24 protein-coding genes are annotated in these 25,073 nt (G+C 30.4%); 13 read left to right on the forward strand and 11 right to left on the reverse strand.

Features of this window, described 5'->3' with window-relative positions:
• Nucleotides 1–10 precede the first annotated feature (10 nt).
• The 3 genes from GFJ99_RS10245 to GFJ99_RS10255 all read left to right on the forward strand — a co-directional run bounded on the left by GFJ99_RS10245 (nt 11) and on the right by GFJ99_RS10255 (nt 2,043).
• Nucleotides 11–343 (forward strand): ribonuclease Z, encoded by a 333-nt coding sequence (locus GFJ99_RS10245; RefSeq protein WP_153208625.1) that lies wholly within the window; start codon nt 11–13, stop codon nt 341–343.
• A gap of 82 nt (nt 344–425) precedes the next feature.
• Nucleotides 426–1,331, forward strand: coding sequence for a ribonuclease Z (locus GFJ99_RS10250; protein ID WP_153208626.1), 906 nt, complete (start codon nt 426–428; stop codon nt 1,329–1,331).
• Between the two features lie 55 nt (nt 1,332–1,386).
• The gene (locus GFJ99_RS10255; RefSeq protein ID WP_153208627.1) at nt 1,387–2,043 is read left to right on the forward strand and encodes an HAD family phosphatase; all 657 of its coding nucleotides are present in this window, start codon (nt 1,387–1,389) and stop codon (nt 2,041–2,043) included.
• Here the strand turns inward: GFJ99_RS10255 and GFJ99_RS10260 are convergent.
• The 4 genes from GFJ99_RS10260 to GFJ99_RS10275 form a co-directional block, all read right to left on the reverse strand.
• Nucleotides 2,040–3,500, reverse strand: a complete 1,461-nt coding sequence (locus tag GFJ99_RS10260; RefSeq protein ID WP_153208628.1) for a cryptochrome/deoxyribodipyrimidine photo-lyase family protein — start codon at nt 3,498–3,500, stop codon at nt 2,040–2,042. The genes GFJ99_RS10255 and GFJ99_RS10260 overlap by 4 nt on opposite strands.
• 30 nt (nt 3,501–3,530) lie before the next feature.
• Nucleotides 3,531–4,817 (reverse strand): deoxyribodipyrimidine photo-lyase, encoded by a 1,287-nt coding sequence (locus GFJ99_RS10265; RefSeq protein ID WP_153208629.1) that lies wholly within the window; start codon nt 4,815–4,817, stop codon nt 3,531–3,533.
• 125 nt (nt 4,818–4,942) lie between these two features.
• The gene (locus GFJ99_RS10270) at nt 4,943–5,641 is read right to left on the reverse strand and encodes an SDR family NAD(P)-dependent oxidoreductase (protein WP_153208630.1); all 699 of its coding nucleotides are present in this window, start codon (nt 5,639–5,641) and stop codon (nt 4,943–4,945) included.
• 4 nt (nt 5,642–5,645) lie between these two features.
• Nucleotides 5,646–6,113, reverse strand: a complete 468-nt coding sequence (locus GFJ99_RS10275; RefSeq protein ID WP_153208631.1) for an SRPBCC family protein — start codon at nt 6,111–6,113, stop codon at nt 5,646–5,648.
• A 133-nt stretch (nt 6,114–6,246) separates the two neighbouring features.
• On the opposite strand from GFJ99_RS10275, the gene GFJ99_RS10280 reads away from it, so the two are divergent.
• Nucleotides 6,247–7,098, forward strand: coding sequence for a DUF2911 domain-containing protein (locus GFJ99_RS10280; RefSeq protein WP_153208632.1), 852 nt, complete (start codon nt 6,247–6,249; stop codon nt 7,096–7,098).
• Between the two features lie 401 nt (nt 7,099–7,499).
• Here GFJ99_RS10280 and GFJ99_RS10285 read toward each other — a convergent pair whose 3' ends face one another.
• The 3 genes from GFJ99_RS10285 to GFJ99_RS10295 are packed head-to-tail and all read right to left on the reverse strand — an operon-like array spanning nt 7,500 to nt 9,193.
• Nucleotides 7,500–8,063, reverse strand: coding sequence for a YceI family protein (locus tag GFJ99_RS10285; protein WP_008257754.1), 564 nt, complete (start codon nt 8,061–8,063; stop codon nt 7,500–7,502).
• Between the two features lie 30 nt (nt 8,064–8,093).
• Nucleotides 8,094–8,726, reverse strand: a complete 633-nt coding sequence (locus GFJ99_RS10290; protein ID WP_008257757.1) for an NAD(P)H-dependent oxidoreductase — start codon at nt 8,724–8,726, stop codon at nt 8,094–8,096.
• Between the two features lie 14 nt (nt 8,727–8,740).
• On the reverse strand, nt 8,741–9,193 hold the full coding sequence (locus GFJ99_RS10295; RefSeq protein ID WP_008257771.1) for a MarR family winged helix-turn-helix transcriptional regulator: 453 nt from the start codon (nt 9,191–9,193) through the stop codon (nt 8,741–8,743).
• Between the two features lie 129 nt (nt 9,194–9,322).
• Between GFJ99_RS10295 and GFJ99_RS10300 the strand changes: the two genes are divergently transcribed.
• The gene (locus tag GFJ99_RS10300) at nt 9,323–9,631 is read left to right on the forward strand and encodes a rhodanese-like domain-containing protein (protein ID WP_153208633.1); all 309 of its coding nucleotides are present in this window, start codon (nt 9,323–9,325) and stop codon (nt 9,629–9,631) included.
• 29 nt (nt 9,632–9,660) lie between these two features.
• Here GFJ99_RS10300 and GFJ99_RS10305 read toward each other — a convergent pair whose 3' ends face one another.
• Complete coding sequence (locus GFJ99_RS10305) at nt 9,661–10,338, reverse strand: Crp/Fnr family transcriptional regulator (protein ID WP_153208634.1); 678 nt, start codon at nt 10,336–10,338, stop codon at nt 9,661–9,663.
• Between the two features lie 108 nt (nt 10,339–10,446).
• On the opposite strand from GFJ99_RS10305, the gene GFJ99_RS10310 reads away from it, so the two are divergent.
• The 8 genes from GFJ99_RS10310 to GFJ99_RS10345 all read left to right on the forward strand — a co-directional run bounded on the left by GFJ99_RS10310 (nt 10,447) and on the right by GFJ99_RS10345 (nt 19,208).
• Complete coding sequence (locus tag GFJ99_RS10310) at nt 10,447–12,831, forward strand: heavy metal translocating P-type ATPase metal-binding domain-containing protein (protein ID WP_153208635.1); 2,385 nt, start codon at nt 10,447–10,449, stop codon at nt 12,829–12,831.
• Between the two features lie 82 nt (nt 12,832–12,913).
• Nucleotides 12,914–13,108, forward strand: coding sequence for a cbb3-type cytochrome oxidase assembly protein CcoS (gene ccoS / locus GFJ99_RS10315; protein WP_008257775.1), 195 nt, complete (start codon nt 12,914–12,916; stop codon nt 13,106–13,108).
• A 3-nt stretch (nt 13,109–13,111) separates the two neighbouring features.
• Nucleotides 13,112–15,283 (forward strand): cytochrome-c oxidase, cbb3-type subunit I, encoded by a 2,172-nt coding sequence (gene ccoN, locus GFJ99_RS10320; RefSeq protein WP_153208636.1) that lies wholly within the window; start codon nt 13,112–13,114, stop codon nt 15,281–15,283.
• A 5-nt stretch (nt 15,284–15,288) separates the two neighbouring features.
• Nucleotides 15,289–15,459, forward strand: a complete 171-nt coding sequence (locus GFJ99_RS10325) for a cytochrome c oxidase subunit IV (protein WP_040470971.1) — start codon at nt 15,289–15,291, stop codon at nt 15,457–15,459.
• 90 nt (nt 15,460–15,549) lie between these two features.
• Nucleotides 15,550–16,494 carry a cbb3-type cytochrome c oxidase N-terminal domain-containing protein gene (locus GFJ99_RS10330; protein WP_008257778.1) on the forward strand — a complete coding sequence of 315 codons (945 nt, stop codon included), beginning with the start codon at nt 15,550–15,552 and terminating at the stop codon, nt 16,492–16,494.
• A 62-nt stretch (nt 16,495–16,556) separates the two neighbouring features.
• Entirely contained in the window at nt 16,557–17,975 is a 1,419-nt protein-coding gene (ccoG, locus tag GFJ99_RS10335; protein ID WP_153208637.1) for a cytochrome c oxidase accessory protein CcoG, read from the forward strand.
• An 18-nt stretch (nt 17,976–17,993) separates the two neighbouring features.
• Nucleotides 17,994–18,443, forward strand: coding sequence for a FixH family protein (locus GFJ99_RS10340; RefSeq protein ID WP_153208638.1), 450 nt, complete (start codon nt 17,994–17,996; stop codon nt 18,441–18,443).
• A 63-nt stretch (nt 18,444–18,506) separates the two neighbouring features.
• Nucleotides 18,507–19,208, forward strand: coding sequence for a sulfite exporter TauE/SafE family protein (locus GFJ99_RS10345; protein WP_153208679.1), 702 nt, complete (start codon nt 18,507–18,509; stop codon nt 19,206–19,208).
• A gap of 64 nt (nt 19,209–19,272) precedes the next feature.
• Here GFJ99_RS10345 and GFJ99_RS10350 read toward each other — a convergent pair whose 3' ends face one another.
• The 3 genes from GFJ99_RS10350 to GFJ99_RS10360 all read right to left on the reverse strand — a co-directional run bounded on the left by GFJ99_RS10350 (nt 19,273) and on the right by GFJ99_RS10360 (nt 25,072).
• Nucleotides 19,273–20,958: a sodium:solute symporter gene (locus GFJ99_RS10350; RefSeq protein WP_153208639.1), complete on the reverse strand. Its 1,686-nt coding sequence runs from the start codon at nt 20,956–20,958 to the stop codon at nt 19,273–19,275.
• Between the two features lie 112 nt (nt 20,959–21,070).
• Nucleotides 21,071–23,518, reverse strand: coding sequence for a PIG-L family deacetylase (locus tag GFJ99_RS10355; protein ID WP_153208640.1), 2,448 nt, complete (start codon nt 23,516–23,518; stop codon nt 21,071–21,073).
• A 72-nt stretch (nt 23,519–23,590) separates the two neighbouring features.
• The gene (locus GFJ99_RS10360; RefSeq protein WP_153208641.1) at nt 23,591–25,072 is read right to left on the reverse strand and encodes a rhomboid family intramembrane serine protease; all 1,482 of its coding nucleotides are present in this window, start codon (nt 25,070–25,072) and stop codon (nt 23,591–23,593) included.
• Between the last annotated feature and the right edge of the window lies 1 nt (nt 25,073).

Consider the following 25,073-nt stretch of genomic DNA (forward strand, 5'->3'; position numbering starts at 1 on the left):
TACCACCAAAATGAAAGTAGATCAAAAAGGACATACCACCATCATCAAAGATACACAAAATAATGTGGAAGCTTTTGTGGGTAAAATAACCAATGAATATCATGCATTTCAAGGTCAGAATTTAATTTTGGATGTGTCGCATGATAAATCGCTTTCTAATAAAGATTTAGTCCATTTTAAAGAATTGGCTAAAACCCATAAAAAAGCAAAAAAATCAATGATTATTGTTTCTGACGCAGTTGATTTTGATAAAGTACCAAATTATTTAAACGTGGTTCCTTCCGTTTTAGAAGCTCATGACATGATTGAAATGGACGAAATTGAACGCGATTTAGGATTTTAATAAAAGTTTACAGTCTCAGTTTACAGTATTCAGTAACTGCGACTGAAAACTGCGACTGAACACTGCGACTGACCACTAAAAAATGAAACTACAAATACTCGGCTGTTACGCAGCTACTCCAAGAACGATAACCAACCCAACATCACAAGTGTTAGACATAAAGAATCATTTATTTCTAATCGATTGTGGTGAAGGAACACAAGTGCAATTGCGCAAGCATAAAATTAAGTTTTCTCGCATTAATCATATTTTTATTTCGCATTTACACGGCGATCATTTTTATGGATTAATTGGTTTAATTTCGACATTTATGTTGTTAAATCGCGAAAACGATTTACACGTTTATGGGCCAAAAGGAGTAAAAGAAATTATTTTGTTACAATTGCGTGCTTCGGGGTCGTTTACGGGTTACAATTTGTATTTCCACGAATTAGAATCTAAAGAAAGTGAAGTGGTTTTTGAAGATGATACCGTAGTTGTAAAAACAATTCCTTTAAATCATCGTATTTATACCAACGGATTTTTGTTTCAAGAAAAAGTTGGAAAACGTCATTTGAATATTGAAGCGGTTGCTACATACAAAATTGAAAAATGTTATTTCGACAAAATCAAATCAGGAGGAAATGTAACATTAGATTCAGGGGAAGTAATTGATAACGAGTTATTATCTTTGCCACCAGACGCTACTAAAAGTTATGCCTTTTGTAGTGATACAATGTATGACGAATCAATTGTTCCCATTATAAATGAGGTTGATGTGTTGTATCATGAAGCTACTTTTTTGGATTCAGAAGCACATTATACTGAAAAAACAAAGCACACCACCGCAAAAGAAGCCGCAAAAATTGCGAAATTAGCAAATGTGAATCAACTGATTTTAGGACATTATTCAACACGATATGGTTCCATCGAACCTTTTAAAACAGAAGCACAAACTATTTTTGAAAATGTGTTTTTGGCGGATGATGGGAGAGAATTTGAATTCTAATTTTCAATGATATAACATGTTCCAAAAAATATTTTAGATTTTAACGATTATAATAATGATAAAAACTGTAATTTTCGATATGGATGGCGTAATTGTGGATACCGAACCGGTTCATTATTATGCGTATCATAAGCATTTTAAAGAATTAAATATCAATGTAACCGATGAAATGTATACTTCGTTTACAGGTAATTCTACACGTAATATTTTTCAAAAATTAAAGGAACAATTCAATTTATCTGAAAATGTAGAAGATTTGGTTTTACGTAAACGTCATTTATTTAATGATGCTTTTGATTCTAAAGAAGATTTGTATTTAATAGAAGGAGTTGAAGATTTAATTAAAGATTTGTATGTCAACGGAATTCAATTAATTGTAGCTTCTTCTGCTTCTCATGTTACCATTAACCGAGTGTTTACACGCTTTAATTTACATCAATATTTTACTCATATAGTTTCGGGTGAAGATTTTCCAAAATCGAAACCGCATCCTGCTATTTTTCTACATGCCGCTAGTTTATCTATTGCACCTAAAGAAAATTGTATTGTAATTGAAGATAGTACAAACGGAATTCAGGCTGCTGTTTCTGCCGAAATTTTCTGTGTGGGCTATAACAGTTTACACTCTAAAAATCAGGATTTGTCAAAAGCAAATGTTGTTGTTCAGCATTTTAATGAATTGAATTTTGAAAAAGTCAGTAATTTGAATTAATGCTTTTCATTATCTTGAAAAGTGTGTGTTTCTAAAATTCGTTTGCTGTCTTTTTTAACCGACTCATTTTTTCGCATCGACCAAAAGAAATCGCTAGAAAATTTCCTAGCTTCTTCTAAATTCACAATAGGTAAAGGATAATCTTTTCCAATTTCAAAATTATACAACATTTGTTCTATTGGAGTCAATTTCCAAGGTTCATGAATAAATTCTGCAGGAATAATTGCTAATTCAGGAACCCATTTTTTAATAAAAGTGCCATCAGCATCATGTTCGTATGAGTTTTTTACCGGATTATAAACACGTAAGGTATTAATTCCAGTTACACCAGCTTGCATTTGAATTTGCGGATAATGAATCCCGGGTTCAAAATCTAGAAATTGTTGTGCCAAATGCGGACTACAATTTTGCCAAGGTTGGAACAAATGATGCGTGTAAAATGAAACTACCAAAGCGCGCATTCTAAAATTCAAATAGCCAGTAGAATTCAAACAACGCATGCAAGCATCAACTAGAGGAACTCCCGTATTTCCAGTTATCCAAGCTTTGTGATATTTTTGATTAACAGTCTGATTCAAATTGCGATATCCTTTATTCACCGAAATAAATTCCATCGTACTTTCCATTTCAAACTTCTGGATGAAATGGGCTTGCCAACGTAATCTTGATGCAAAATTAGAAATCTGACGTTTGAATTTTCCTTGTTGGTGAATTTCCAAAGCTCTGGTATACACTTGTCGAATCGATAAATTTCCCCAAGCAATATAAGGCGATAATCGACTACAACCTTTTCTGCCTAACTCGGGTTTTGAAATGTGATTGCTGTAATTTTGCACCCGTTCTTCAAAAAAAGAATTCATGTAACGAATAGCAGTTGAAACGCCTCCTTTTTGAAAATTTCCGTTATGAATTGTGTTTATAGAAGGAATTTCAAAATGATTTTCTAATTCTTCAATTTCAATATATTTTACAAAACTTCTTGTTGTTGGGTTAAAAGGTAAGCAATCTTTATCCATATAATCATACCAATCTTCTTTCCAATTTTTTCTATTTTTTATGCCTCGAATGACACCATTGGTAATATATTCGTTCCAGACAATCCCTTTTTCTTTTAGGAGTTTGCCCACTGCAATATCTCTGTCATAAGTCAGTTTTCTTCCTGTTTCTTGATGCGAATAAAATGCTCTTATAGAGATAAGTTGGGTTAATTTTTTAATTACCGAAACCGCTTCTCCTTTAACAATTAATATTTGAGTATGATGTTTTAAAAGTTCTTTTTGTAACGATTCTAGCGATTGTTTGATGAAATCAAAATGACGCTGACTGTAGTGAATATCTTTCATCAGCGAAGGTTCAAAAATATAAAGCAATAAAGTTTTACCAGAAGTCGATAATGCTTCATGTAAGGCTTCATGATCGTGCAAACGCAAATCTCTCTTGAACCAAACAACTTTCATTTTATGAGTTTTTTATTTAGGGTAACTTAGTTATCCAACGGCTTCTTTGTACACTTTTAAGCAACGTTCTCGTGCTTCTTTGTGATCTACAATAGGTTTTGGATAATATTCGGTTTCCAATTCCGGAATCCATTTTTTGATATATTTTAAATCTTTATCAAATTTCTTAATTTGTTCGGTTGGATTGAAAATTCTAAAATACGGTGCAGCATCAACTCCAGAACCTGCTGCCCATTGCCAATTTCCAACATTACTCGCCATTTCATAATCTAGTAATTTTTGAGCAAAATAAGTTTCGCCCCAACGCCAATCGATTAGCAAATGTTTGCATAGAAAACTTGCTACAATCATTCGAACACGATTGTGCATGTGACCAGTTGAGTTTAATTCTCGCATTCCGGCATCAACAAAAGGATAACCAGTTTTTCCTTCACACCATTTTTGAAATAATTCTTCATTATTATTCCATACTATTCCGTCATATTTAGGTCTAAAACTCGAATTGTATGTATGAGGAAAGTGCCATAAAATTTGCATGAAGAATTCGCGCCAAATTAATTCGTTCCAAAAGGTATCATTTTTTTCAGCGATAGCTTTTGCAATCATTTTACGAATTGAAACCGCTCCAAATCTCAGATAAATTCCCAAATAAGAAGTTTTATTCAAAGCCGGAAAATTTCGAGTTGCTTCGTAATTCTGAATTAAATTTTCGGAAACATCAAAAGAAGATACTTTTATATTCGATTTTTCAAAACCAATATCTGTTAACGATAAAAAAGGGTAGTAGTGCTTCGCAACTTTATCCAATTTTTCTTCTGAATTATAATGAACCAGTTTTATCTTTTTAAAATTTTCTTTCCATTTTTTCGAAAAAGGAGTGAAAACAACATAAGGTGTTCCATCATCTTTAACCACTTCGCTTTTTTCAAAAATGACTTGATCTTTGCTTGTTAAAAATGAAATTCCATTGGTAGTAAAAAGTTGATTCATTTCCTTATCACGCTTTCGAGCATATGGTTCGTAATCGTGATTGGTATACACCGATGTAATTGTATTTTCGGAAATTAATTGAGTAAAAATTTCAATTGGCTTACCCTGAAAAACCGCTAACGATTTTCCAATTTTATTCAATTCCGACTGGATTTTTTCTAATTGTTCGTGAATAAACGAAACCCGAGCATCATCTTTTGGAAGTTGCGATAAAATTTCACTATCAAAAATAAATATAGGCAAAACATCTTCAGTACTATTTAAAGCATGAAATAAACCTACATTATCCTCCAATCTTAAATCGCGTCTAAACCAAAAAATATTCATGTTTCTATATTTGTTTCAAGTTTTAGATTTCAGGTTTCAAGTTTCAAGTTTGATTTTTGTACTTGAATTTGTACTTGAATTTGAACTTGTACTTGTACTTGTACTTTTACTTGTCCTTGAATTCCTTATCCGTTTACTAATAATGTTGACATGCCACCGTCTACGTGGAAAATTTGTCCCGATATCCAACTGCTTTTCTCACTCAATAAAAAACTTGCCATTTGCGCGCTGTCTTCAGGTTTTCCAAATCTTTTTAAAGGATGACGTTCCGCTGATTTTTCTTGTTTGGTTTCGTTGTTCAAGAATTTATCGGCTAAAGGCGTATCAGTTAATGATGGAGCAATTACATTTACTCTAATTTTTGGAGCATATTCAGCAGCTAATGCTTTTGCAAAACCTTCAATAGCTCCTTTTGCAGCAGCAACACTCGTATGAAACGGCATTCCCATTGAAGCTGCAACAGAACTAAACAATACAATACTCGATTGATCACTAGCTGTTAAATTGGGTAAAACAGTTTGAATTACTTTTACTAAACTAATGAAATTAATTTGTAAATCAGTTTCAAACGCTTCTGGTTTTAATCCTCTAAACGGACGTAAATTAATGCTTCCAGGGCAATAAACCAAACCATCTAAAATTGCAGGTAGTTTTGATGTGTCTAAAGTATCAATTGAAGCATCAAATGGAATATGAGTAACATTCAATCCTACTAAATTTTCATTAGTTCTAGATGCAACAAAAATATTATTATCGTTTTGAAGTTCTTGCGCTATGGCTAATCCTATTCCGTAAGAACCACCTATTAATAGTATGTTTTTCATGATTTTATTGTTTGAATTCACCAAATAATTCAATTAATTTTTTTCTTCTGTATTCAAATATTTCTTCCAGTTTTGGTTTAACCAAAAAGGGGTGAACCAATTGACCTAAAATTCCCATAGGTACTTTATAATCAATTATATCTTCCATTTCAACTCCACCAGGAATTTCTTTAATGAAATGTTTGTGATGCCAAAGCGCATAAGGACCAAATCGTTGCTCATCTACAAAATACTGTTTGTCAACTACATGTGTAATTTCGGTTACCCATTTTGCCGGAATTCCTAGTACAGGTGTAACTATATATTGAATAATTTGACCTGGAAACATAGGTCTGTCTGCACCAGATAAAATTTTAAACCCCATATATTGAGGTGTTATTATTTGTAGATTTTTAGGATTTGAAAGTAATTCCCAAGCTTGATCTAAAGTAATAGGTAAATTCTGCTTTTTGTGTAATTGATATATTTTCATGTTCAATTTTTTGTAAAGATATAAATTTGTTTAATCTTTTTATATATAAATTAAACAAAAATAATTCATTTAAGTTTATATTAACATTTGATTCTATTACAATTTGTAAATTTGAAAATCAAAATTTAAACCTATGAGAAAAATTATTGTTATGTTGGCTTTAGTAGTAGCCAATTTTGTTGTTGAAGCACAAGTTAAAACACCTCAATCGAGTCCATCTGCTAAAGTAGAGCAAGTCGTTGGATTAACTACAGTTCAGGTAGAATATTCAAGACCAAGTGCTAAAGGTAGAACGGTATATGGCGATTTAGTTCCATTTGGAAAAATGTGGAGAACTGGAGCTAATGCAAATACTACTATTTCTTTTACAGAGGATGTAAAAGTTGGAGGAAAAGATTTAAAGAAAGGTAAATATGCCTTGTATACTACCCCAAAAGCAGATAGTTGGGATGTTATTTTTTATACAGATACTAACAATTGGGGTTTACCAGAAACTTGGAACGAATCTAATGTAGCGTTAAAAATTAATGTTAAACCAGAAACATTAACTAAATCAGTAGAATCGTTATCAATCTTTTTAAATAACCTTACAAATGATTCAGGGGTTATTGAATTAGCTTGGGAAAGAACAATGGTTTCTATTCCGTTTACTGTTCCAACTCAAGAAACAGCGTTAAAAAGTATCGAAAAAACATTAGCGGGTCCATCTGCAGGTGATTATTTTTCTGCAGCTCAATATTATTATCAAACGAATAGTGATATGACAAAAGCTTTGTCTTGGGTAAATAGTGCAATTTCAAATTCTCCAAAAGATAAAGATGTTCCATTTTGGTATTTAAGACTAAAATCATTAATTCAAGCTAAAAATGGTGATAAAAAAGGAGCTATTGAAACTGCAAAAGAATCGTTAGCTTTATCTGTAAAAGCTGGAAATGGAGATTACGAAAAAATGAACAAAGACAGCATTGCTGAATGGTCTAAATAGTAGTAAAATGTAATTTATTGAAAGTCCCAAAATTTATAATTTTGGGACTTTTTTATTATATCTGCTCGTTGGATGAAATTAGTTTTAAATTATAATTTTACATTAGTTCGATTACTTTTGGTAAGAAAATTATATTGAGAAAAGTGAAATTTTATTAGAAACAATTCTCGATTTGCAGTTAGTACAAGTTCGAGAAGTTTTGTGTCATTTCACAACACAAAAAATATTTGATTTGCTTCATTAGTTTTCTTTTCTAGTAAGATATTTAATAATTTCACTAACACCATATATTTAATAATTTCACAACACAAACGGATTATTATTTATCCTAAAAGGAAACAAAAAAAGCCTTGAATTTTACTTCAAGGCTTTCCTTTTTCATAGCAATGTTTCCCAGGTAATTAGAATACTAATTTCACCGATAATTCGAAATCGTCATAGATTGTTTTGTCTCCTAAATCAGAGAAGAAACTTCCAGAACCATATTTAATATCATATTTCGTTCTGTCTACTTTTAAATTTGTAGAAGCTGTATTTCCAGAAACTGTAATTTCAAACTTAATTGATTCTGTTTTTCCTTTAATTGTTAAATCTGCAGTTACATTATAAACGCCTTCACTTTTTTCTCCAATTGATTTGAATACTAAAGTTGCAGTTGGATATTTTTCAACACCAAAGAAATCATCCGATTTTAAGTGACCATCTAAGTTTGCTTTTCCTTTTCCTTCTAAATCAGTTGTGTTAATAGTTGTCATGTTAACAGTAAAGTTTCCACCAACTAATTTTTTTCCTTTGAAGATTAAAGCACCTTCTTGTAAGTTTATTGTTCCTTCATGAGAACCTGTTACTTTTTTACCTACCCAGTTGATACCACTTTTAGAAGCATCAATTTTTTTTGTTTGAGCTGTTGCCGATAATGTTACTAAAGCTACAAGAGCTAGTGCAATTGATTTTAAATTTTTCATGTTTTAAATTTTAATGTTTAAGGGTTATAATTAAATAGTTTCAAATAATTCTTTGGTTGATTTTCTAACTTTTGCATAATGTTGCGTTGCATCTTCTTCATGACGATATCCAATAGGTGCAACTAATGAAGCATTTAAGCCTAACTCATTAAGACCTAAAATTTCATTATATTTTTCAGGCTCAAAGCCTTCCATTGGAGTTACATCAATTTTTAATTCGGCTGCCGCATTTATTAAATTTCCTAAAGCTAAGTACGTTTGTTTCGCTGTCCAATTAGATTTTTGTTCTACTGATAATGGAACAATTTTAGATTTCATAAAATCAGAATACCCTTTTAAGTCTTCAATAGACAAACCTCTTGTAGCAGCAATGTTTTGAACATATTCATCAATATGATTTTCTTGTACATCTACAATGTTAGCAAATACTAATAGGTGAGAAGCATCTACAATTTGTGATTGTCCCCAAGAAACCGGTTGAAGTTTAGCTCTAAGTTCTGGATTTTCAATTATAAAGACTTTGTACAATTGTAAGCCGTATGAAGAAGAACTTAGTCGAATAGCTTCTTTTAAAGTTTCTAAGTCCTTATCTGATATTTTTTTAGTAGCATCAAATTTTTTAGTAGCATAACGCCAATTTTGATTTTCAATAAATGTATTCATAGTAATTTTTAATATTAATTTCTAAATTTCTCTAATAATTCGTTTAATAATTCTAATTCGTTTATAGTTAAGTTTTTTGCAAATCCTTTTTCGTGTTCATTTACAAAAGGATCTAAACTTGAAAGTAATTCTAAACCTTTATGGGTAATGGTAATTTCCATTTTTCTTCTGTTCTCAGGACAAATTTCTCTAATTACTAAGTCTTTTAGAAGTAATTTATCAACTAACCGAGTTGTATTACTGGTTTTGGCAATCATTCTTTCTTGAATGGTACACATATTAACAGGGTTTCCCTTTTGTCCTCTTAAAATTCTTAGCACATTAAATTGTTCTGGAGATAAATCAAATGGCTTTAAAATTTCATTAAACTTTTCTGAAATGATATTTTGAGTAAACATTACATTTAATAATGTTTTCTTTTCAATAGCCATTGGATAAGTTGGTTTTATGATTTCTTCTATTCGCATTTGTTTTTGTAAAATTTGTATGTACAAATGTAGTAATTATTTTATTTGTATGTACAAATGTTTAATAAATTTTTGTTAAAGTTTTAAAATTGCATTTTTTGATAGTACTTTTGAAAAAAAATATTAAAGATGACAAACTTAGATCAAAACACATGGTGGAGCCAGTTTTCGCAAGATGAAAATGGTGTTATACTAGATGTTCGTACCGAAGATGAATTTAACGATGGTTATATTCCAGCGGCAATAAATATCGATATTTATAAAGGGCAAGGTTTTATTTATAGAGTAGAGGAGTTAGATAAATCGAAAAATTATTATGTGTATTGTGCCGCTGGAGTTCGTAGTGCCAACGCTTGTAATGCCATGGAACAATTAGGTTTTGAAAATACCTTTAATTTACTAGGTGGTTTTTCTAATTGGGATGGACCAACAGAATAATAAAGAAATCCGCTCTTCAGCGGATTTTTTTATACTATTCTTCTAAGTTTATTTTTATCTAAAAGAACTATTTTCTTGCCAATTAAGTCGATATAGTTGCTTTTTTTAAGTTCAGAAAGCAATCTAATACAACTTTCGGTTGCGGTGCCAATCATTCCGGCTAGTTCTTCTCTGGATAGTTGAATGTGTAATGATCCGTCTTCATGAATTCCAAAAGATTCTTCTAAATATATTAAGGTTTCCGCTAATCGTTGTTTTACATTTTTTTGAGCCATGTTTACCATATGATCATCTGAAACTTTTAAATCATCACATATCGTTCGCATTACATTCATTGAAAACTGATTGTTTTCATTAAAAAACTGCATCACTTCTGTTTTAGGAATAAAGCAAACTTCCATATCTTCAAGAGCAACTGCACTCAAATTTGCTGGTTCATCGCTAATCATAGAGCGTTGTCCTAAAAGTTCTCCTGCTTTTACTAGTTTTACAATTTGATCTTTACCGTTTTCACTTAGTTTAGATAGTTTACTTACTCCATCTTTCACACAATAAATACCGTTTATAACGTCTCCTTCTTCAAAGATTGGCTCTCCTTTTTTTATGGTATAGGAAGTTTTACACTCCGCCATTCTTAATAGTTCTTCCTTTTTTAAAGCTTTTAAAGAACTAAATTGCCTAACAATGCATTGTTCACATTTACCCATTTTAACAAATGTTTAAAATTCTATACAAATATAGAAAAAGCATGACAAATATCATATTTTTTAAGGAACACTTTTATAAACTTTGTGGCAGGTAAAATGAGCAAATATATGGATACAGAAAATTGTTTCCATTGTGGTAATGAAATTATAAAAAAAGACGAAATCGTTTATGATGAAAAAAAGTTTTGTTGTAATGGGTGTAAAACTGTTTACGAAATTTTTAGTCAGAACGAATTAACGTGTTATTATGATTTTCAAGCATCTCCGGGTGCTACTCCGCAAGACATAAAAGGAAAATATGATTTTTTAGAAAATGAAGAAATTGTTTCAAAATTATTGGAATTTCAAGAGCGTACAACACATATTGTTTCACTCTACATTCCTCATATACACTGTAGTTCGTGTATTTGGATTTTGGAAAATCTACAAAAACTTCACCCAGGAATAACTACTTCTCAAGTAAATTTTCCAGAAAAGAAAGTCCGAGTAACTTTTCAACCCGAAAAAACTTCTTTAAAGGATATTGTTTATCTATTGAGTTCAATTGGTTATGAACCTTATATTAGTTTAGAAAATTTTGATGAAGGAAAGAAAAATATCGACCGAAGTTTAATTTATAAAATTGGTGTTGCTTTTTTCTGTTTTGGAAACATTATGCTGCTTTCGTTTCCTGAATATTTTGAGGTAGAAGAATTTTGGATTAATCAATACCGTGGTTTTTTTAGATGGTTAATTTTTGCATTATCATTACCTTCTTTTATTTATTCGGGTTCTGGTTATTATGTTTCTGCTTGGAAAAGTATTAAAAGTCGCAATTTAAATCTTGATATTCCTATTGCGCTAGGTATCATTGTAATGTTTATTAGAAGTACAGTTGATATTATTTTTGGCTATGGTCAGGGCTTTTTTGATAGTATGACGGGGTTGATTTTCTTTATGCTTTTAGGAAAATTATTCCAAAAGAAAACGTATGATTTTCTTTCTTTTGAGCGCGATTATAAATCGTATTTTCCTATTGCAATAACAAAAATATTACCAAATGGAGATGAAGAGTCGGTTCAGGTATATGATATAGAAAAAGGGGATAGGTTACTTATTCGAAATCAAGAATTAATTCCGGTTGATGGGATTTTAATTTCCGAAAAAGCGTCAATCGATTACAGTTTCGTAACAGGTGAAGCAGTTCCTATTGAGAAAAAATCAGGAGATAAGGTATTCGCAGGTGGAAAACAAATGGGGAAAGTCATTGAAATGGAAGTCTTGTTTTCGGTTTCAAATAGTTACTTGACTCAATTATGGAGCAACGATATCTTCCAAAAAAGAGTAGAACAACAACACAAAACCATCACAGATAAAATTAGTCGCTATTTTACGCCTGCTTTATTAGGATTATCTATTGTTTCCTTTATTTATTGGGTTTTTATAGATGTTACCACAGCATTTAATGTTTTTACGGCAATATTAATCGTAGCTTGTCCATGCGCATTGGCATTAACAGCTCCGTTTACTTTAGGTAATGTTTTAAGAATTTTGGGTAAAAGAAAATTGTATTTAAAAAATGCATTGGCTGTTGAACAATTAGCAAAAGTAGATACCATTGTTTTTGATAAAACAGGAACGATTACAACCAATAAAAAAACCGCAATAACCTACGAAGGAATTGAATTAAATTCATCCGAATTAAAATTATTGAAGAATGTTTTACGTGGCTCGAATCATCCTTTGAGCCGAAGATTGTACGAGTTTATTCCCAACCAAGAAAAGTTAGACACTTCAAGCTTCGAGGAAATTATCGGAAAAGGAATTTTCGCCGAAATCGATGGAAATACAATAAAACTTGGTTCGTCTCAATTTCTAAAAACCATGACCGAAAACACGCACAAGAAAACCAAAGTCCATGTTGAAATCAATGGTATTTACAAAGGTAGTTACGTATTTAATAATCAATACAGAAAAGGATTAGAGCCATTATTTGAAAATTTAGCAAATAATTATAATCTAGTAATCTTATCAGGGGATAACGATGGAGAACGTAGCATATTAGAAAAAATGTTGCCAGCTAAAACTATTTTAGTTTTCAATCAAAAACCAGAGCAAAAACTGGATTATATTGAAAATTTACAAAAAGAAGGTAAAAACGTTATGATGGTTGGTGATGGCTTAAACGATGCTGGTGCTTTAGCACAAAGTAATTTAGGTTTATCTATTTCTGAAAACGTAAATGTGTTTTCGCCAGCTTGCGATGGAATTTTAGATGCAACACAATTTGATAAAATCGCTTTTTTTATGCGCTATTCTAAAAATGCTATGAAAACCATTTATATGAGTTTTGGATTGTCTTTATTATATAATGTGGTGGGTTTAAGTTATGCAATTACGGGTGATTTAGATCCAATAGTAGCTGCTATTATTATGCCTTTAAGTACAATAACAATAGTGAGTTTTGTAACAATTCTTACCAATTTGTTCGCCAGAAAGCAATTTGTAAACTAATTATAATAAAATTTCATAATATGATAAAAGTCATATTTTATAAAAAGCAGTAAAAGTAACTTTGTTAACACAATTTTAAGGTATGAGTGTCATTTATATATTAATTACAGTTAGTATTTGCGTAGCAGTATTCTTTTTAATTGCTTTTATAAAAGCAGTTAAAAGTGGTCAATATGATGATGATTATACGCCATCAGTCAGAATGTTATTTGACGATGAAATTGTAAAAGAAAATCCTAACAAATTAATACAAACAGAAAAACAAAAATCAATCTAATTTATGGAGAAGCAACAATTTTATTACGACAACAAAATTGTAAGGAATTTCATCTACGCTAGTATCGTTTTCGGTGTAGTAGGGATGTTAGTAGGGCTTATTTTAGCTTTCCTATTTTTGTTTCCAAACTTAACAAGCGGCATTTCGTTTTTAAGTTTTGGACGCTTAAGACCTTTACATACCAATGCGGTCATTTTTGCCTTCGTTGGTAACGCTATGTTTGCAGGAGTTTATTATTCCATGCAACGATTATTAAAAACAAGAATGCTGAGCGACTTTTTAAGTAAAGTTCACTTTTGGGGATGGCAATTAATTATTGTTGCTGCGGCTATATCGTTACCCCTTGGATATTCAACTTCAAAAGAATACGCTGAGTTAGAATGGCCAATTGATATTGCAATTGCTCTTATTTGGGTAGTTTTTGGTATCAATATGATTGGAACTATTATAAAGAGAAGAGAACGTCATATATATGTAGCCATTTGGTTTTACATTGCTACGTTTGTAACAGTTGCGGTTTTACATATTTTTAATAGTTTAGAATTACCAGTTTCTGCAATGAAGTCTTATTCTGTTTATGCAGGAGTTCAAGATGCTTTAGTGCAATGGTGGTACGGACATAATGCAGTAGCATTTTTCTTAACTACTCCATTTTTAGGTATGATGTATTACTTTGTACCAAAAGTTGCAAATCGTCCTGTATATTCATATCGATTATCTATCATTCACTTTTGGTCGTTAATCTTTATTTATATTTGGGCTGGACCTCACCATTTACTATATACAGCTTTACCAGATTGGGCTCAAAACTTAGGAGTTGTATTCTCTGTAATGTTGATTGCTCCATCTTGGGGAGGTATGATTAATGGTTTATTAACTTTAAGAGGTGTTTGGGATAAAGTTCGTACAGATGCTGTATTAAAATTCTTCGTAGTTGCAATTACAGGTTATGGTATGGCAACTTTTGAAGGACCAATGTTATCTCTTAAAAACGTTAACGCAATTGCACACTTTACAGATTGGATTATTGCTCACGTTCACGTTGGTGCATTAGCATGGAATGGTTTCTTATCATTTGGTATGATCTATTGGTTAATACCAAGAATGACTAAAACGAAATTATTCTCTGAAAAATTAGCAAACTTTCATTTCTGGATTGGTACTTTAGGTATTATTTTATATTCGCTTCCAATGTATGTAGCTGGGTTTACTCAGGCTTCTATGTGGAAACAATTTAAACCAGATGGCGGTGCTTTACAATATGGAAACTTCCTAGAAACAGTAACCGAATTAATGCCAATGTATTGGATGCGTGCTATTGGAGGTACTTTATATCTTACAGGAGTAATTGTTTTAGTTTATAATATCATTAGAACTGTTAAACAAGGTGCTGCAGTAGAAGATGAATTAGCAGAGGCGCCAGCTTTAGCTGTAATTTCTCCAAACCGTTTAAAAGGTGAAAAACTTCACTCTTGGTTAGAAAGAAAACCGGTTCAATTTATGTTGTTAACTACAGTTGCAATTTTAATTGGAGGTTTAATCCAAATTTTACCTACAATTCTAGTAAAATCTAATATACCTACAATATCAGCTGTTAAACCATATACACCACTTGAATTAGAAGGTAGAGATTTATACATCCGTGAAGGTTGTGTGGGTTGTCACTCACAAATGGTTCGTCCGTTCCGTTCAGAAGTAGAGCGATATGGAGATTATTCTAAAGCAGGAGAATTTGTTTACGATCATCCATTCTTATGGGGTTCTAAACGTACAGGTCCAGATTTAGCCCGTGAAGGTGTATCAGGTAAACCATTTAATGGAGGTAGATCAGATGATTGGCATTTTAATCACATGTATGATCCTCAAAATTTAAATGAAAAATCAATCATGCCTAGATATCAATGGTTAATTAAAGATGAATTAGACAGATCGTCAACTCAAGATAAAATGAGAGCTATGGTAACTCTAGGCGTTCCTTATACTGATGCCGAAATTAACAATGCACTTAAACATATGGATGATCAAGCAACAAAAATTGAAACCAATTTATTAGCCAATCCAGATATTAAGAAATCATTTGAAAAAGAAACAGCTTCTCCTTTAAAAAATAGAGAGATTGTAGCGCTTATTGCTTATTTACAAAGATTAGGAACAGATACTCAAGTTAAAAAATAATTGTTATGCTAAAGTTTATTAAACATAATTTGGAAACTATATCAGGGGTTGAAATTTATCCTATTATTTCATTAACAATTTTCTTTACAGCGTTTGTATTGTTCACAGTTTGGGCTTTTACATATAGTAAAGAGAAAATTAAAGAAATAAGTGAAATGCCATTAAACGACGAATAGTCATAATTTATAATTAGATAGAAACTGAATCAATCATGAAGTTAAATTTCATGATTGTTCAGATTCTTTTAACATCAAAATTTTTTACATATGAAAAAATTAATTCCAGCATACGTAAGAGTTCCATTACTATTTGCAATTGTATTTGCAGCTTTGGAATATTTTATCGATTCAGGAGATAGGCCAGCTTTTATAAAGTTTCCTATGGTTGCTTTATTTTTAGGAGTATTCCTTTTTTTATTAATTGCAATAGAAATTGTAATTGATGCTGTTGATAAAGTTACTTATCATTTATTAACAGAAGAACAAAAGAATCAATTAGCAAACGCTCAATCGGTTTCTTTTACACAAAGTCAATGGTACCAAAATTTGGTAAAAAAACTTACTCGATCTAAAGAAATTGAAAGAGAAGAAGACATTATGTTAGACCATGATTATGATGGTATTAAAGAACTAGATAATGTATTACCTCCTTGGTGGGTATATTTGTTTTATGGTACAATTATTTTTGCATTGGTTTATATGGTTCGTTTCCATGTAATGAATGAATATGACCAAGAACAAGAATTTAAAAATGAAGTAAAATTAGCTGAATTAGAGAAATCTAAATTGCCTAAAAATGCTGCCGACGAAGTAAGTTATGAAACAGTAGTAGCTTTAACAGATGCTACAAATTTAGCAAAAGGAAAAGAAATTTTTACAAATGCTTGTGCAGCCTGTCATAAAGCCGATGGTGGAGGTTTAGTAGGTCCAAATTTAACAGATGACCATTGGATTAATGGAGGAGGAATTAAAAATATTTTCAAATTAATTTCAGAAGGAAGTAAAAACAATCCTTCAATGGTAGCTTGGAAATCTAATCTTTCTTCTTCAGATATTCAAAATATTGCTAGTTATATATTAACATTAAAAGGAACTAATCCTGCAGGAGCTAAAGCCGCTGAAGGAGAAATATGGAAAGAAGAAATAGTGGAAGCAACTCCAGAAGTAGTAGTTTCTGATTCAACTAAAGTAGAAGATCCAATAAAAAAATAATGTAGTTTTTAAAAGGTTTTGAGAACTTCTCAAAACCTTTTTTAACTAAAAAGAGAATAATCATGTCAAATATACCAGACGATAGTTTTAGAGATTCAATTGCAACAATAAATGCAGATGGAAATAGAAATTTTATCCATCCAAAGAAACCTTCTGGACCATTTTACGAAAAAAGAAAATTATTAAGTTATTTTCTTTTGGTTTTTTTAATTGCTTCTCCTTTTATAAAAATAAGAGGAAATCAATTTTTAATGTTTAATGTACTAGAAAGACGTTTTAGTATTTTCGGATTTGCATTTTGGCCTCAAGATTTTCATTTATTTGTAATTTCAATGATTGTTGGAGTTGTTGGATTAACTCTTTTTACAGTTGCATTTGGTAGAATTTTTTGTGGTTGGTTTTGTCCGCAAACTATTTTCATGGAAATGGTTTTTAGACGTATAGAATATTGGATTGATGGAGACAGAGGTGCACAAATACGATTAGCAAAACAAAAGTGGGATGCTGAAAAAATAAGAAAAAGAGTTACTAAATGGATTGTCTTTTTTATTTTTTCATTCTTTATTGCCAATGTTTTTTTAGCGTATTTAATTAGCAGTGACGAACTAATAAAGATGATTACCGAAGGTCCTGCAACTAATATGAGTACACTTATTGCCTTATTGATTTTTACAGGAGTTTTCTATTTTGTTTTTGCTTGGTTTAGAGAACAAGTTTGTATTATTGCTTGTCCATACGGTAGAATGCAAGGTGTTTTATTAGATAACAAATCTATAAATGTAGCTTATGACCATGTTAGAGGTGAAGGGAAAACAGGAAGAGCTAAATGGGATAAAAGAGAAAACAGAGAAGAAACAGGTAAAGGAGATTGTATAGATTGTAATCAATGCGTTGTAGTTTGCCCAACAGGTATTGATATCAGAAACGGAACTCAGTTAGAATGTATTAATTGTACCGCTTGTATTGATGAATGCGACATCATCATGGAAAAAGTAGGTTTGCCTAAAGGTTTAATACGTTATGCAAGTGAAGATGAAATTGTAAAAAAAGACAAGTTTAAATTAACACTTCGAATGAAAGGTTACATTTCAGTTTTAACTTTACTAATCGGAATTTTAATTGGAATGTTATTTTTACGAAATGATGTTGAGGCAAATTTTTTACCAATGTCTGGTCAATTGTTTCAGCATAATGGAGAAAATATTAGAAATTTTTACACTTTTAAAGTGGTAAACAAAACAGAGCAAAATTTTGATAATGTAACGGTTAAAATTGTTAATTATAAAGGCGAAATAAAATTGGTTGGAGGTTCTGTAATTAAAGTACCTAAACAAGGATTAGCAAGCGGAACTTTATACATTGATATTCCCGAAAACTTATTAAAAGAAGAAAAAGTTCATTTAAAATTGGAATTGTATAATGGAAATAAATTGATAGAAGAAACATCAACTAATTTTCAAGGACCAAGAAATTTTAATTAAAATAAAAATTACACTATTATGAAATTTAATTGGGGAACAGGAATTGTTATTGCTTTTGCACTTTTTATGACTTTTATTTTGTCTTATGTATATAAAGTACAATCAAATAATAAATATGACAATGAGTTAGTTGTAGAAGATTATTATAAAAAAGAAACAACAGTTCAAGTAGATATAGAAAAACAAGAAAATGCTAAGGCATTAAAAAATAAAGTAACTATTGAAAACACAAAAGAAGGAATTAAAATTAAGTTTCCTTCTGATTTTGATTATTCAAAAATAAATGGAAAAGTGTCCTTTTATAGACCGTCAAGCCAAAAATTAGATTTTGAAATTCCGATTTCACTTTCTAATCCACATTTGCTCATACCTAAAAGTAATTTGGTAGGCGGTCTTTGGGACATTTCTATCGATTGGGAATACGATGGTGTAAAATATTTAAACAAAGATTCGTTTAAAATTGATTAAATTGTATTATTGATTTTTGAACTTGTCCCGAAGCTTCGGGATTGCATTTAAAATTTGTAATTGATGTTATACTCGGCTTTCATATTTGGGTTAATTAGTAGCTTTCACTGCATAGGAATGTGTGGTCCAATAGCTATGATGTTACCTGTAGATAGAAGTAATGAAGCCAAAAAAATCACCCAAATTATAACCTATCATATTGGTAAATTAACGGCCTATGCAATTTTAGGATTGGTATTTGGGTTATTAGGAAAAACTTTCTACTTAGCCGGAATGCAACAGCAATTATCTATTCTTGTTGGTATTTTAATGATCGTTGTAGCCTTAGTACCTGAAAAAGTATTTGCTAAATACAATTTTTCTAAACCAGTATATAAAATTATAACAAAAGTAAAATCTAATTTAGGACAACAGTTTAAAAACAAAAGTTATAAATCGTTATTTACTATTGGTTTATTAAACGGTTTTTTGCCTTGCGGAATGGTTTATGTTGCAATTTTTGGAGCAATCGCCATGCAAAGTCTTTCATTAGGAGTTATGTACATGATTCTATTTGGTTTAGGAACAATACCAATGTTAACTGCCGTTGTTTATATTTCTAATTTAATTTCCTTTTCTTTTAGAGGAACCATTCAAAAGGCCATTCCTTTTGTTGCGGTAATAATTGGAATGTTATTTATTATTCGTGGGTTAGGATTAGATATTCCTTATGTTTCACCAAGTAATATGAGTTTATTTGTTCAATCAGAAGCAAATTGTCAGTAATATAGTTTTTTGTTTATAGGGGAAAAAAGAGTGTTGAATATATATTTCAACACTCTTTTTTATTTTATGCGTCTGATTTATTAAACGTTTTTTGAAGTAGTAATGATAACACAATTGTTAGTATCGCTCCAATAAAATTTAACCATAAATAGCCAACGATATCTAAGTAAAAAATATAAAATATAGTAAGTTGACTTATACAAGCTGAAATAAAAACGGCTTTTCCTTTAATGTAATTAATATAAAATCCAATTAAGAAAATTCCTAATACGGTTCCATAAAATATAGACCCAATGATGTTTACTAATTGAATTAAATTTTCAAATAACGAACTTATACAAGCAAATCCTATGGCAACCAATCCCCAAAAAAAAGTAAAATATTGGGTAGCATATACATAGTGTTTGTCTGATTTTGCATTTACGTTTCGTTTATAAATATCTATTGCAGATGTTGCTGCTAAAGAATTTAATCCGGAAGCGCTTGACGACATAGCAGCACTAAATATAACGGCTAATAACAATCCTAGTAAGCCTTTAGGTAAATAGTTTAGAATGAAATATAAAAAAACATAATCTTTATCATTAGTTTCTGTTTTTCCATCAACTTTAGAAATGACAACTTTAGCTTTTTCTCTTAAATCTTTCTCCTTTAAAGAAAGGGCAATCATTTGTTTTTTTAGAATAGGGTTGTCGTATTCATTGTGCTTTAATTGTTCAATATAAATTTGGTTTACAATTTTTTTATCGGTGTTCAATTGAACTAATTTTTGTTCTAAATTTTCATAAGCTTCTTTTTGCTCAGATGCTCTTACTTTTTCTACATTAGTAGGATTAAAGTGTAATGGTGCATCATTAAACTGAAAGAAAACAAAAACTAAAACTCCTGTCAATAAGATAAAAAATTGCATCGGAACTTTCAAAATTCCATTCATAATTAATCCCATTTGACTTTCTTTTATTGATTTCCCAGATAAATAGCGTCCTACTTGCGATTGATCTGTTCCAAAATACGAAAGCATTAAGAAAAATCCTCCAGTAATTCCACTCCAAAACGTATAGCGTGTTTCTGGATTATAAGAAAAATCTAAAATATCCATTTTTCCATTTGCACCTGCTATGTGCAGCACATTAGAGAAATCAACATCTTCTGGCAAATTGGCTAAGATGTAAAAGAAAATTATAAACATTCCCGACATAATAACAAACATTTGTTGTTTTTGAGTCATGTTTACTGCTTTTGTTCCTCCTGTAACGGTATAAATGATAACTAATATTCCAATGATAATATTTAGAAAAGTTAAATTCCAACCTAAAAGAGCAGATAAAATTATCGAAGGGGCATAAATAGTAATTCCGGTTCCTAATCCTCGTTGAATTAAGAATAAAATTGCGGCTAAAGTTCGGGTTTCAACATTAAAACGTTGTTCTAAGTATTCGTAAGCCGTAAAAACTTTTAATCGATGATAAATAGGTATAAAAGTGTAAGCAATAACAATCATGGCTAAAGGAAGACCAAAATAGAACTGCACAAATCCCATTCCGTCATGATAGGCTTGTCCTGGTGTTGATAAAAAAGTAATGGCGCTGGCTTGTGTAGCCATAACAGAGATTCCAACAGTAAACCAAGGTGTTTGATTATTATCTAAAAGATAATCTTCTACATTGGCGCTGCCTTTGGTTTTCATTACACCATAAACAACAATAAAAAATAGGGTAGCGGATAATACAATCCAATCTAAAATTTCCATATTAGGTATAGATTTCCATTAGTAAATAGAAAATAAGAATAAATATAGCATTCAAAATTAAAACAATGCTATAACTTTTTTTCCATTGATGTTTTTCTTTGTTCATACTCGTTTATTTATCTAAAGCAATCATATTGGCTAATAATCTATATGCTCCATTAACACCTTGAGGTAATTCTCTAAAAAAACTTAATCCGGTATAAATATAATTGCCTTTACCATATTTTGCAATAACTAAAGCACCTGTTTTAGATGTTTCTCCTTCATCGTTTGATGCTAAAATAGGAATAAATTCGTTGCTCCATTTGTTTGGATAATATAATCCTTGTTCTTGTACCCAACCCGTGAAATCTTTTTCGGTAATTTTATTTGGTTCGTTAAGTACTTTATGATTTTTTTCTAAGAAAGTAACTTTTGCATTTTCATCGGTAACTCGATCTCTCGAAAGCACTAATTCATAAGGAGCAATCTCTTTTGTAACCAAATTATTAGTGGTATTGTATTGCACAATTAAATTGCCGCCATTTGATACATAATTAAACAATATTTTGTTTTTATATTTTAGTTCGTCAACTACATTAAAAGCCCGAATTCCTAATAAAACAGCATCAAAACGTTTTAAATAGTCGTCAGTTATTTCAGTTGGGTTAATGGTAGTAACAGTAAATCCTAAATTTTCTAAACTTGTATTAACTTCATCACCAGCTCCCATTATATAGCCAATGTTTTTTCCTTTTACTTCAATGTCAAGTTTAACAATTTTAGATTCTGAATTCACTAAAATAGTTTGTTTTGGAATATGCGGATATTGAATTGTAATTAATTCTTTATCATTAATTTCATTGCCTATTTGAACTTTGGCTGCGATTTTAGAGGTAATTTCATTTTTAGTAGGATAAAGCGTAAAAGTAAATTTTTTATCTTCATTTTTTGATGCAATTTCAAACGGAATTTCCTTAGGAATTACTTTCCAATCGGAAGGAATATCTAAAGACAATTTTCCGGAAACTTTTGATTTATGTGCTTTTATTTCTACTGTAATTTCTTTTGGTTGTGTCGAATTAAAGATTATAACTTTTGGTTCAATAGTTGAAGTTACAGCTGGCAAAACAGTAAACGGAACATAGGTTTCACCATCATCAGGATTGTTGAATTTGTAACAAATGTTTTTAACAATATCAATGGTTTTTCCTTCAATTTCAATTGTAAATACTACTGGGAAATTAGAAGAAATTTCAGGCAGAATTCGAATCGATTTATTAGGAACTTGATACATTCCTTCAGTTTGTTTTTCTTTTAACCAAAATAAGTTTGACAAATCAGCGTTGTCTCCAATTTGAACATCTTTAATTTGAAAATTTAGTTTTTCATTATTTTTTAATACCGTATTTTTAGTTTCATTTTTAATATGTAGAACATTCACTGAAACTAATTTTACATTCGATTGACTTCGATTGATTACTTCAATATTAAGGTCAAAATTACTATCTTTAGTTGTAGTTTCTGTATTAGCGATTGCTTCCATAAATAAGCCGCTACAGGCTTCTATAATTTTAATAATTTGTTTTGATTTGATTTCTTTCCAATGCGTATCTTCTAATTTCTGAATTAATTCATACGCTTTTATCAAATTTGGAATATGAACCGCAGGATTCCCGAAATTGAAATTCTTTTCAATTTCATTTACTATTTTTCCTATTTCAGTTCCGCCTTTTACTCGGTTCCAAGAGGTGTCAATTCCTTCAAATAAATTGTTGTTGCTAGGCAAGTTTCCTTTTAGCAGTTCTAAATATTCTGTTTCATCACCACGACTACCTAAAGTTCCAAAACCTTGGCATTTGTGCTGACTTCTGCTTAAAGCTGCAATTTCGTTATTACTTTTTCCTTTTAGCGGATAAAATACGTTAGAGTTAATGGATAATAATTTAGATTTATCAGCTGCATCAAACGCTTCCTGACTTCCGTAAAACCACCATGAGGTATTAAAAAAGATACGTTTTGGTTTATATTTAACCAAATCAAATGCTTCAATACTTAACATAGCCGAAGCTGTATGATGTCCGTGAGTTGTTCCAGGCGTGTTATGGCTAAAACGATTCACAATAATGTCGGGACGAAATGTTTCAATTACTTGAATTACATCTTCCATTACTTCGTTTTTGTTCCAAATAGCAAAGGTTTCGTTTGGTTCTTTAGAAAAACCGAAATCATTGGCACGAGTAAAAAACTGTTCGCCACCATCAATTCGTCTGGCAGCTAAAAGCTCTTGTGTTCTTATTGCTCCTAATTTTTCTCTCAGTTCAGTTCCTATTAAATTTTGACCGCCATCGCCACGTGTTAATGATAAATAGGCAGTTTGCGCATGATAATAATTGGAAAAATAGGTAATAAGTTTTGTGTTTTCATCATCAGGATGAGCTGCTACATATAAAACTTTACCTAAAAAATTAAGTTTTTGTACTTGCTCATAAATTTCTACAGCGTTTAGCTTTTGTGGTGCTTGGGCAAATGCAACTAATGAAATTAAAAATATAAATATGGAAGTAATTCTTCTGTTCATTTTTTATGATTTGTTTCAAAAATAAGGAAATAAAAAAAAGGAAGTTTTAAACACCTCCTTTTTAACACTATTTTATAAGTTGACAATAGTTTGAACTATATTATCAATTTCCTGATTGGTTTCTATTAATTTTTTATCAAATTTATCAGACTCTGTTTTTATTTTTTCTCTTATCAATTTGGTTTGCTTTATTCTAAGCAAAACATACTCTTTTACTAAAGCATTTCTTTCTAAAGCTTCTTCAGGAATACTATATTTTTCAACCTCTTTTACAATCTTTAAATTCTTATCCCAATAATATAAAGTGTGGTTATCAATATAATTTAGCATTTCTTCTTTATTCATGCCAATTTTATTTTGAATTTCCAAAGCAAGATTTTCATTCATTTCAAAATCTTTCATTTTAAACTCATATAAATTAAAATAATTCATTTCGTTGCCATAAGCTTTTTTATAATGTTGAATTGGATTTGGTATTTTTTTAAGAACTAAAAAAGAACAAGAAATTCCTAAAAATGAAATGATTCCTAAAATCCAATAATTAATTTCTTTAGAATCTTTGTTTAATAAACCATAGTAAAATGCATAGCCAAAAATCAATCCAGAAATTAACCCACCTAAATGGGCTGCTCCATCAATTCCTTCTTTTAATCCACTAATTAAATTGATTCCAATATAAATAAAGATATAAGTTAACATCAATTTCCTTGTTGACTTATCTAAATAGTTGGTGGTTAAAAGTGCTAAAAAAATACCAAATAATCCAAATATTGCTCCCGATGCTCCAGCACTTAACGAAAATGTATTCCACCATAAACTAGCTGTACTGGCAATAAATCCGGTTATTAAATATCCAGTAATGAATTTATATTTACCAATAATTGGTTCTAAAATACTTCCAATAAAAATTAATGCATACAAATTCATAATCAAATGAATGATTCCAATATGAATAAAAATACATGAAAATAATCTCCAAATTTCACCATTTAATGTTAGTGATCTTTCGTTAGCTCCCCATTTAATTAAATCTTTCGCTTCAGGTGAAATAATATTAGTCCCATCTATAGCCATTATAATGAAGACTAAAATATTTAAGAAAATTAAAATAGGAGTAAAGAAGTAGTCTTTTGTTGGTACAAAAACTTGTAAAAAATCTTTAAAATTATTTTTCTTTCTACTTATCGATTCAAAATTATTGTTTGAATTTGTGCTAATTTGAACTTCATTAATTGAAAATTCATTTTGTTCGTATTGTTTAATTTGTTGAAGTAAATTTTCAACATTTTTTTTATTTTTGCCCCAATCAAATAACTGATTTCCAATACATTTACTTTCTATGCTTACTTTAGCGTTTTTAATTTCTATTGAAATAGATTCGCCCCAAGAACTCAACGAAAGCGATGTATGGCCTTGAATAGAATTGTCTTTTGAATGTACTATTTCCCAATTTAATTGCTTAAATGCATATTCTATTGATTGAATTACAATAGAACTATCTGCTTCATTTATATCAAATTCTATTGCGTATTGAGGAAGTAATTTATTATTCATA

The sequence above is a fragment of the Flavobacterium sp. LMO6 genome, assembly GCF_009495795.1.
In the GTDB taxonomy this organism is placed as follows: Bacteria; Bacteroidota; Bacteroidia; order Flavobacteriales; family Flavobacteriaceae; genus Flavobacterium.

Excerpts from the sequence above, each read along its gene's own strand:
- GFJ99_RS10330 (WP_008257778.1), top strand. The coding sequence starts at position 15,550 with ATGAAAAAATTAATTCCAGCATACGTAAGAGTTCCATTACTATTTGCA.
- GFJ99_RS10285 (WP_008257754.1), bottom strand. The coding sequence starts at position 8,063 with ATGAAAAATTTAAAATCAATTGCACTAGCTCTTGTAGCTTTAGTAACA.
- ccoN (WP_153208636.1), top strand. The coding sequence starts at position 13,112 with ATGGAGAAGCAACAATTTTATTACGACAACAAAATTGTAAGGAATTTC.
- GFJ99_RS10295 (WP_008257771.1), bottom strand. The coding sequence starts at position 9,193 with ATGCGAATAGAAGAAATCATAAAACCAACTTATCCAATGGCTATTGAA.
- GFJ99_RS10245 (WP_153208625.1), top strand. The coding sequence starts at position 11 with ATGAAAGTAGATCAAAAAGGACATACCACCATCATCAAAGATACACAA.
- GFJ99_RS10270 (WP_153208630.1), bottom strand. The coding sequence starts at position 5,641 with ATGAAAAACATACTATTAATAGGTGGTTCTTACGGAATAGGATTAGCC.
- GFJ99_RS10250 (WP_153208626.1), top strand. The coding sequence starts at position 426 with ATGAAACTACAAATACTCGGCTGTTACGCAGCTACTCCAAGAACGATA.
- GFJ99_RS10340 (WP_153208638.1), top strand. The coding sequence starts at position 17,994 with ATGAAATTTAATTGGGGAACAGGAATTGTTATTGCTTTTGCACTTTTT.
- GFJ99_RS10265 (WP_153208629.1), bottom strand. The coding sequence starts at position 4,817 with ATGAATATTTTTTGGTTTAGACGCGATTTAAGATTGGAGGATAATGTA.
- ccoS (WP_008257775.1), top strand. The coding sequence starts at position 12,914 with ATGAGTGTCATTTATATATTAATTACAGTTAGTATTTGCGTAGCAGTA.
- GFJ99_RS10255 (WP_153208627.1), top strand. The coding sequence starts at position 1,387 with ATGATAAAAACTGTAATTTTCGATATGGATGGCGTAATTGTGGATACC.
- GFJ99_RS10305 (WP_153208634.1), bottom strand. The coding sequence starts at position 10,338 with ATGGGTAAATGTGAACAATGCATTGTTAGGCAATTTAGTTCTTTAAAA.
- GFJ99_RS10325 (WP_040470971.1), top strand. The coding sequence starts at position 15,289 with ATGCTAAAGTTTATTAAACATAATTTGGAAACTATATCAGGGGTTGAA.
- GFJ99_RS10360 (WP_153208641.1), bottom strand. The coding sequence starts at position 25,072 with ATGAATAATAAATTACTTCCTCAATACGCAATAGAATTTGATATAAAT.
- GFJ99_RS10260 (WP_153208628.1), bottom strand. The coding sequence starts at position 3,500 with ATGAAAGTTGTTTGGTTCAAGAGAGATTTGCGTTTGCACGATCATGAA.
- GFJ99_RS10355 (WP_153208640.1), bottom strand. The coding sequence starts at position 23,518 with ATGAACAGAAGAATTACTTCCATATTTATATTTTTAATTTCATTAGTT.
- GFJ99_RS10345 (WP_153208679.1), top strand. The coding sequence starts at position 18,507 with ATGTTATACTCGGCTTTCATATTTGGGTTAATTAGTAGCTTTCACTGC.
- GFJ99_RS10350 (WP_153208639.1), bottom strand. The coding sequence starts at position 20,958 with ATGGAAATTTTAGATTGGATTGTATTATCCGCTACCCTATTTTTTATT.
- ccoG (WP_153208637.1), top strand. The coding sequence starts at position 16,557 with ATGTCAAATATACCAGACGATAGTTTTAGAGATTCAATTGCAACAATA.
- GFJ99_RS10275 (WP_153208631.1), bottom strand. The coding sequence starts at position 6,113 with ATGAAAATATATCAATTACACAAAAAGCAGAATTTACCTATTACTTTA.
- GFJ99_RS10280 (WP_153208632.1), top strand. The coding sequence starts at position 6,247 with ATGAGAAAAATTATTGTTATGTTGGCTTTAGTAGTAGCCAATTTTGTT.
- GFJ99_RS10290 (WP_008257757.1), bottom strand. The coding sequence starts at position 8,726 with ATGAATACATTTATTGAAAATCAAAATTGGCGTTATGCTACTAAAAAA.
- GFJ99_RS10310 (WP_153208635.1), top strand. The coding sequence starts at position 10,447 with ATGGATACAGAAAATTGTTTCCATTGTGGTAATGAAATTATAAAAAAA.
- GFJ99_RS10300 (WP_153208633.1), top strand. The coding sequence starts at position 9,323 with ATGACAAACTTAGATCAAAACACATGGTGGAGCCAGTTTTCGCAAGAT.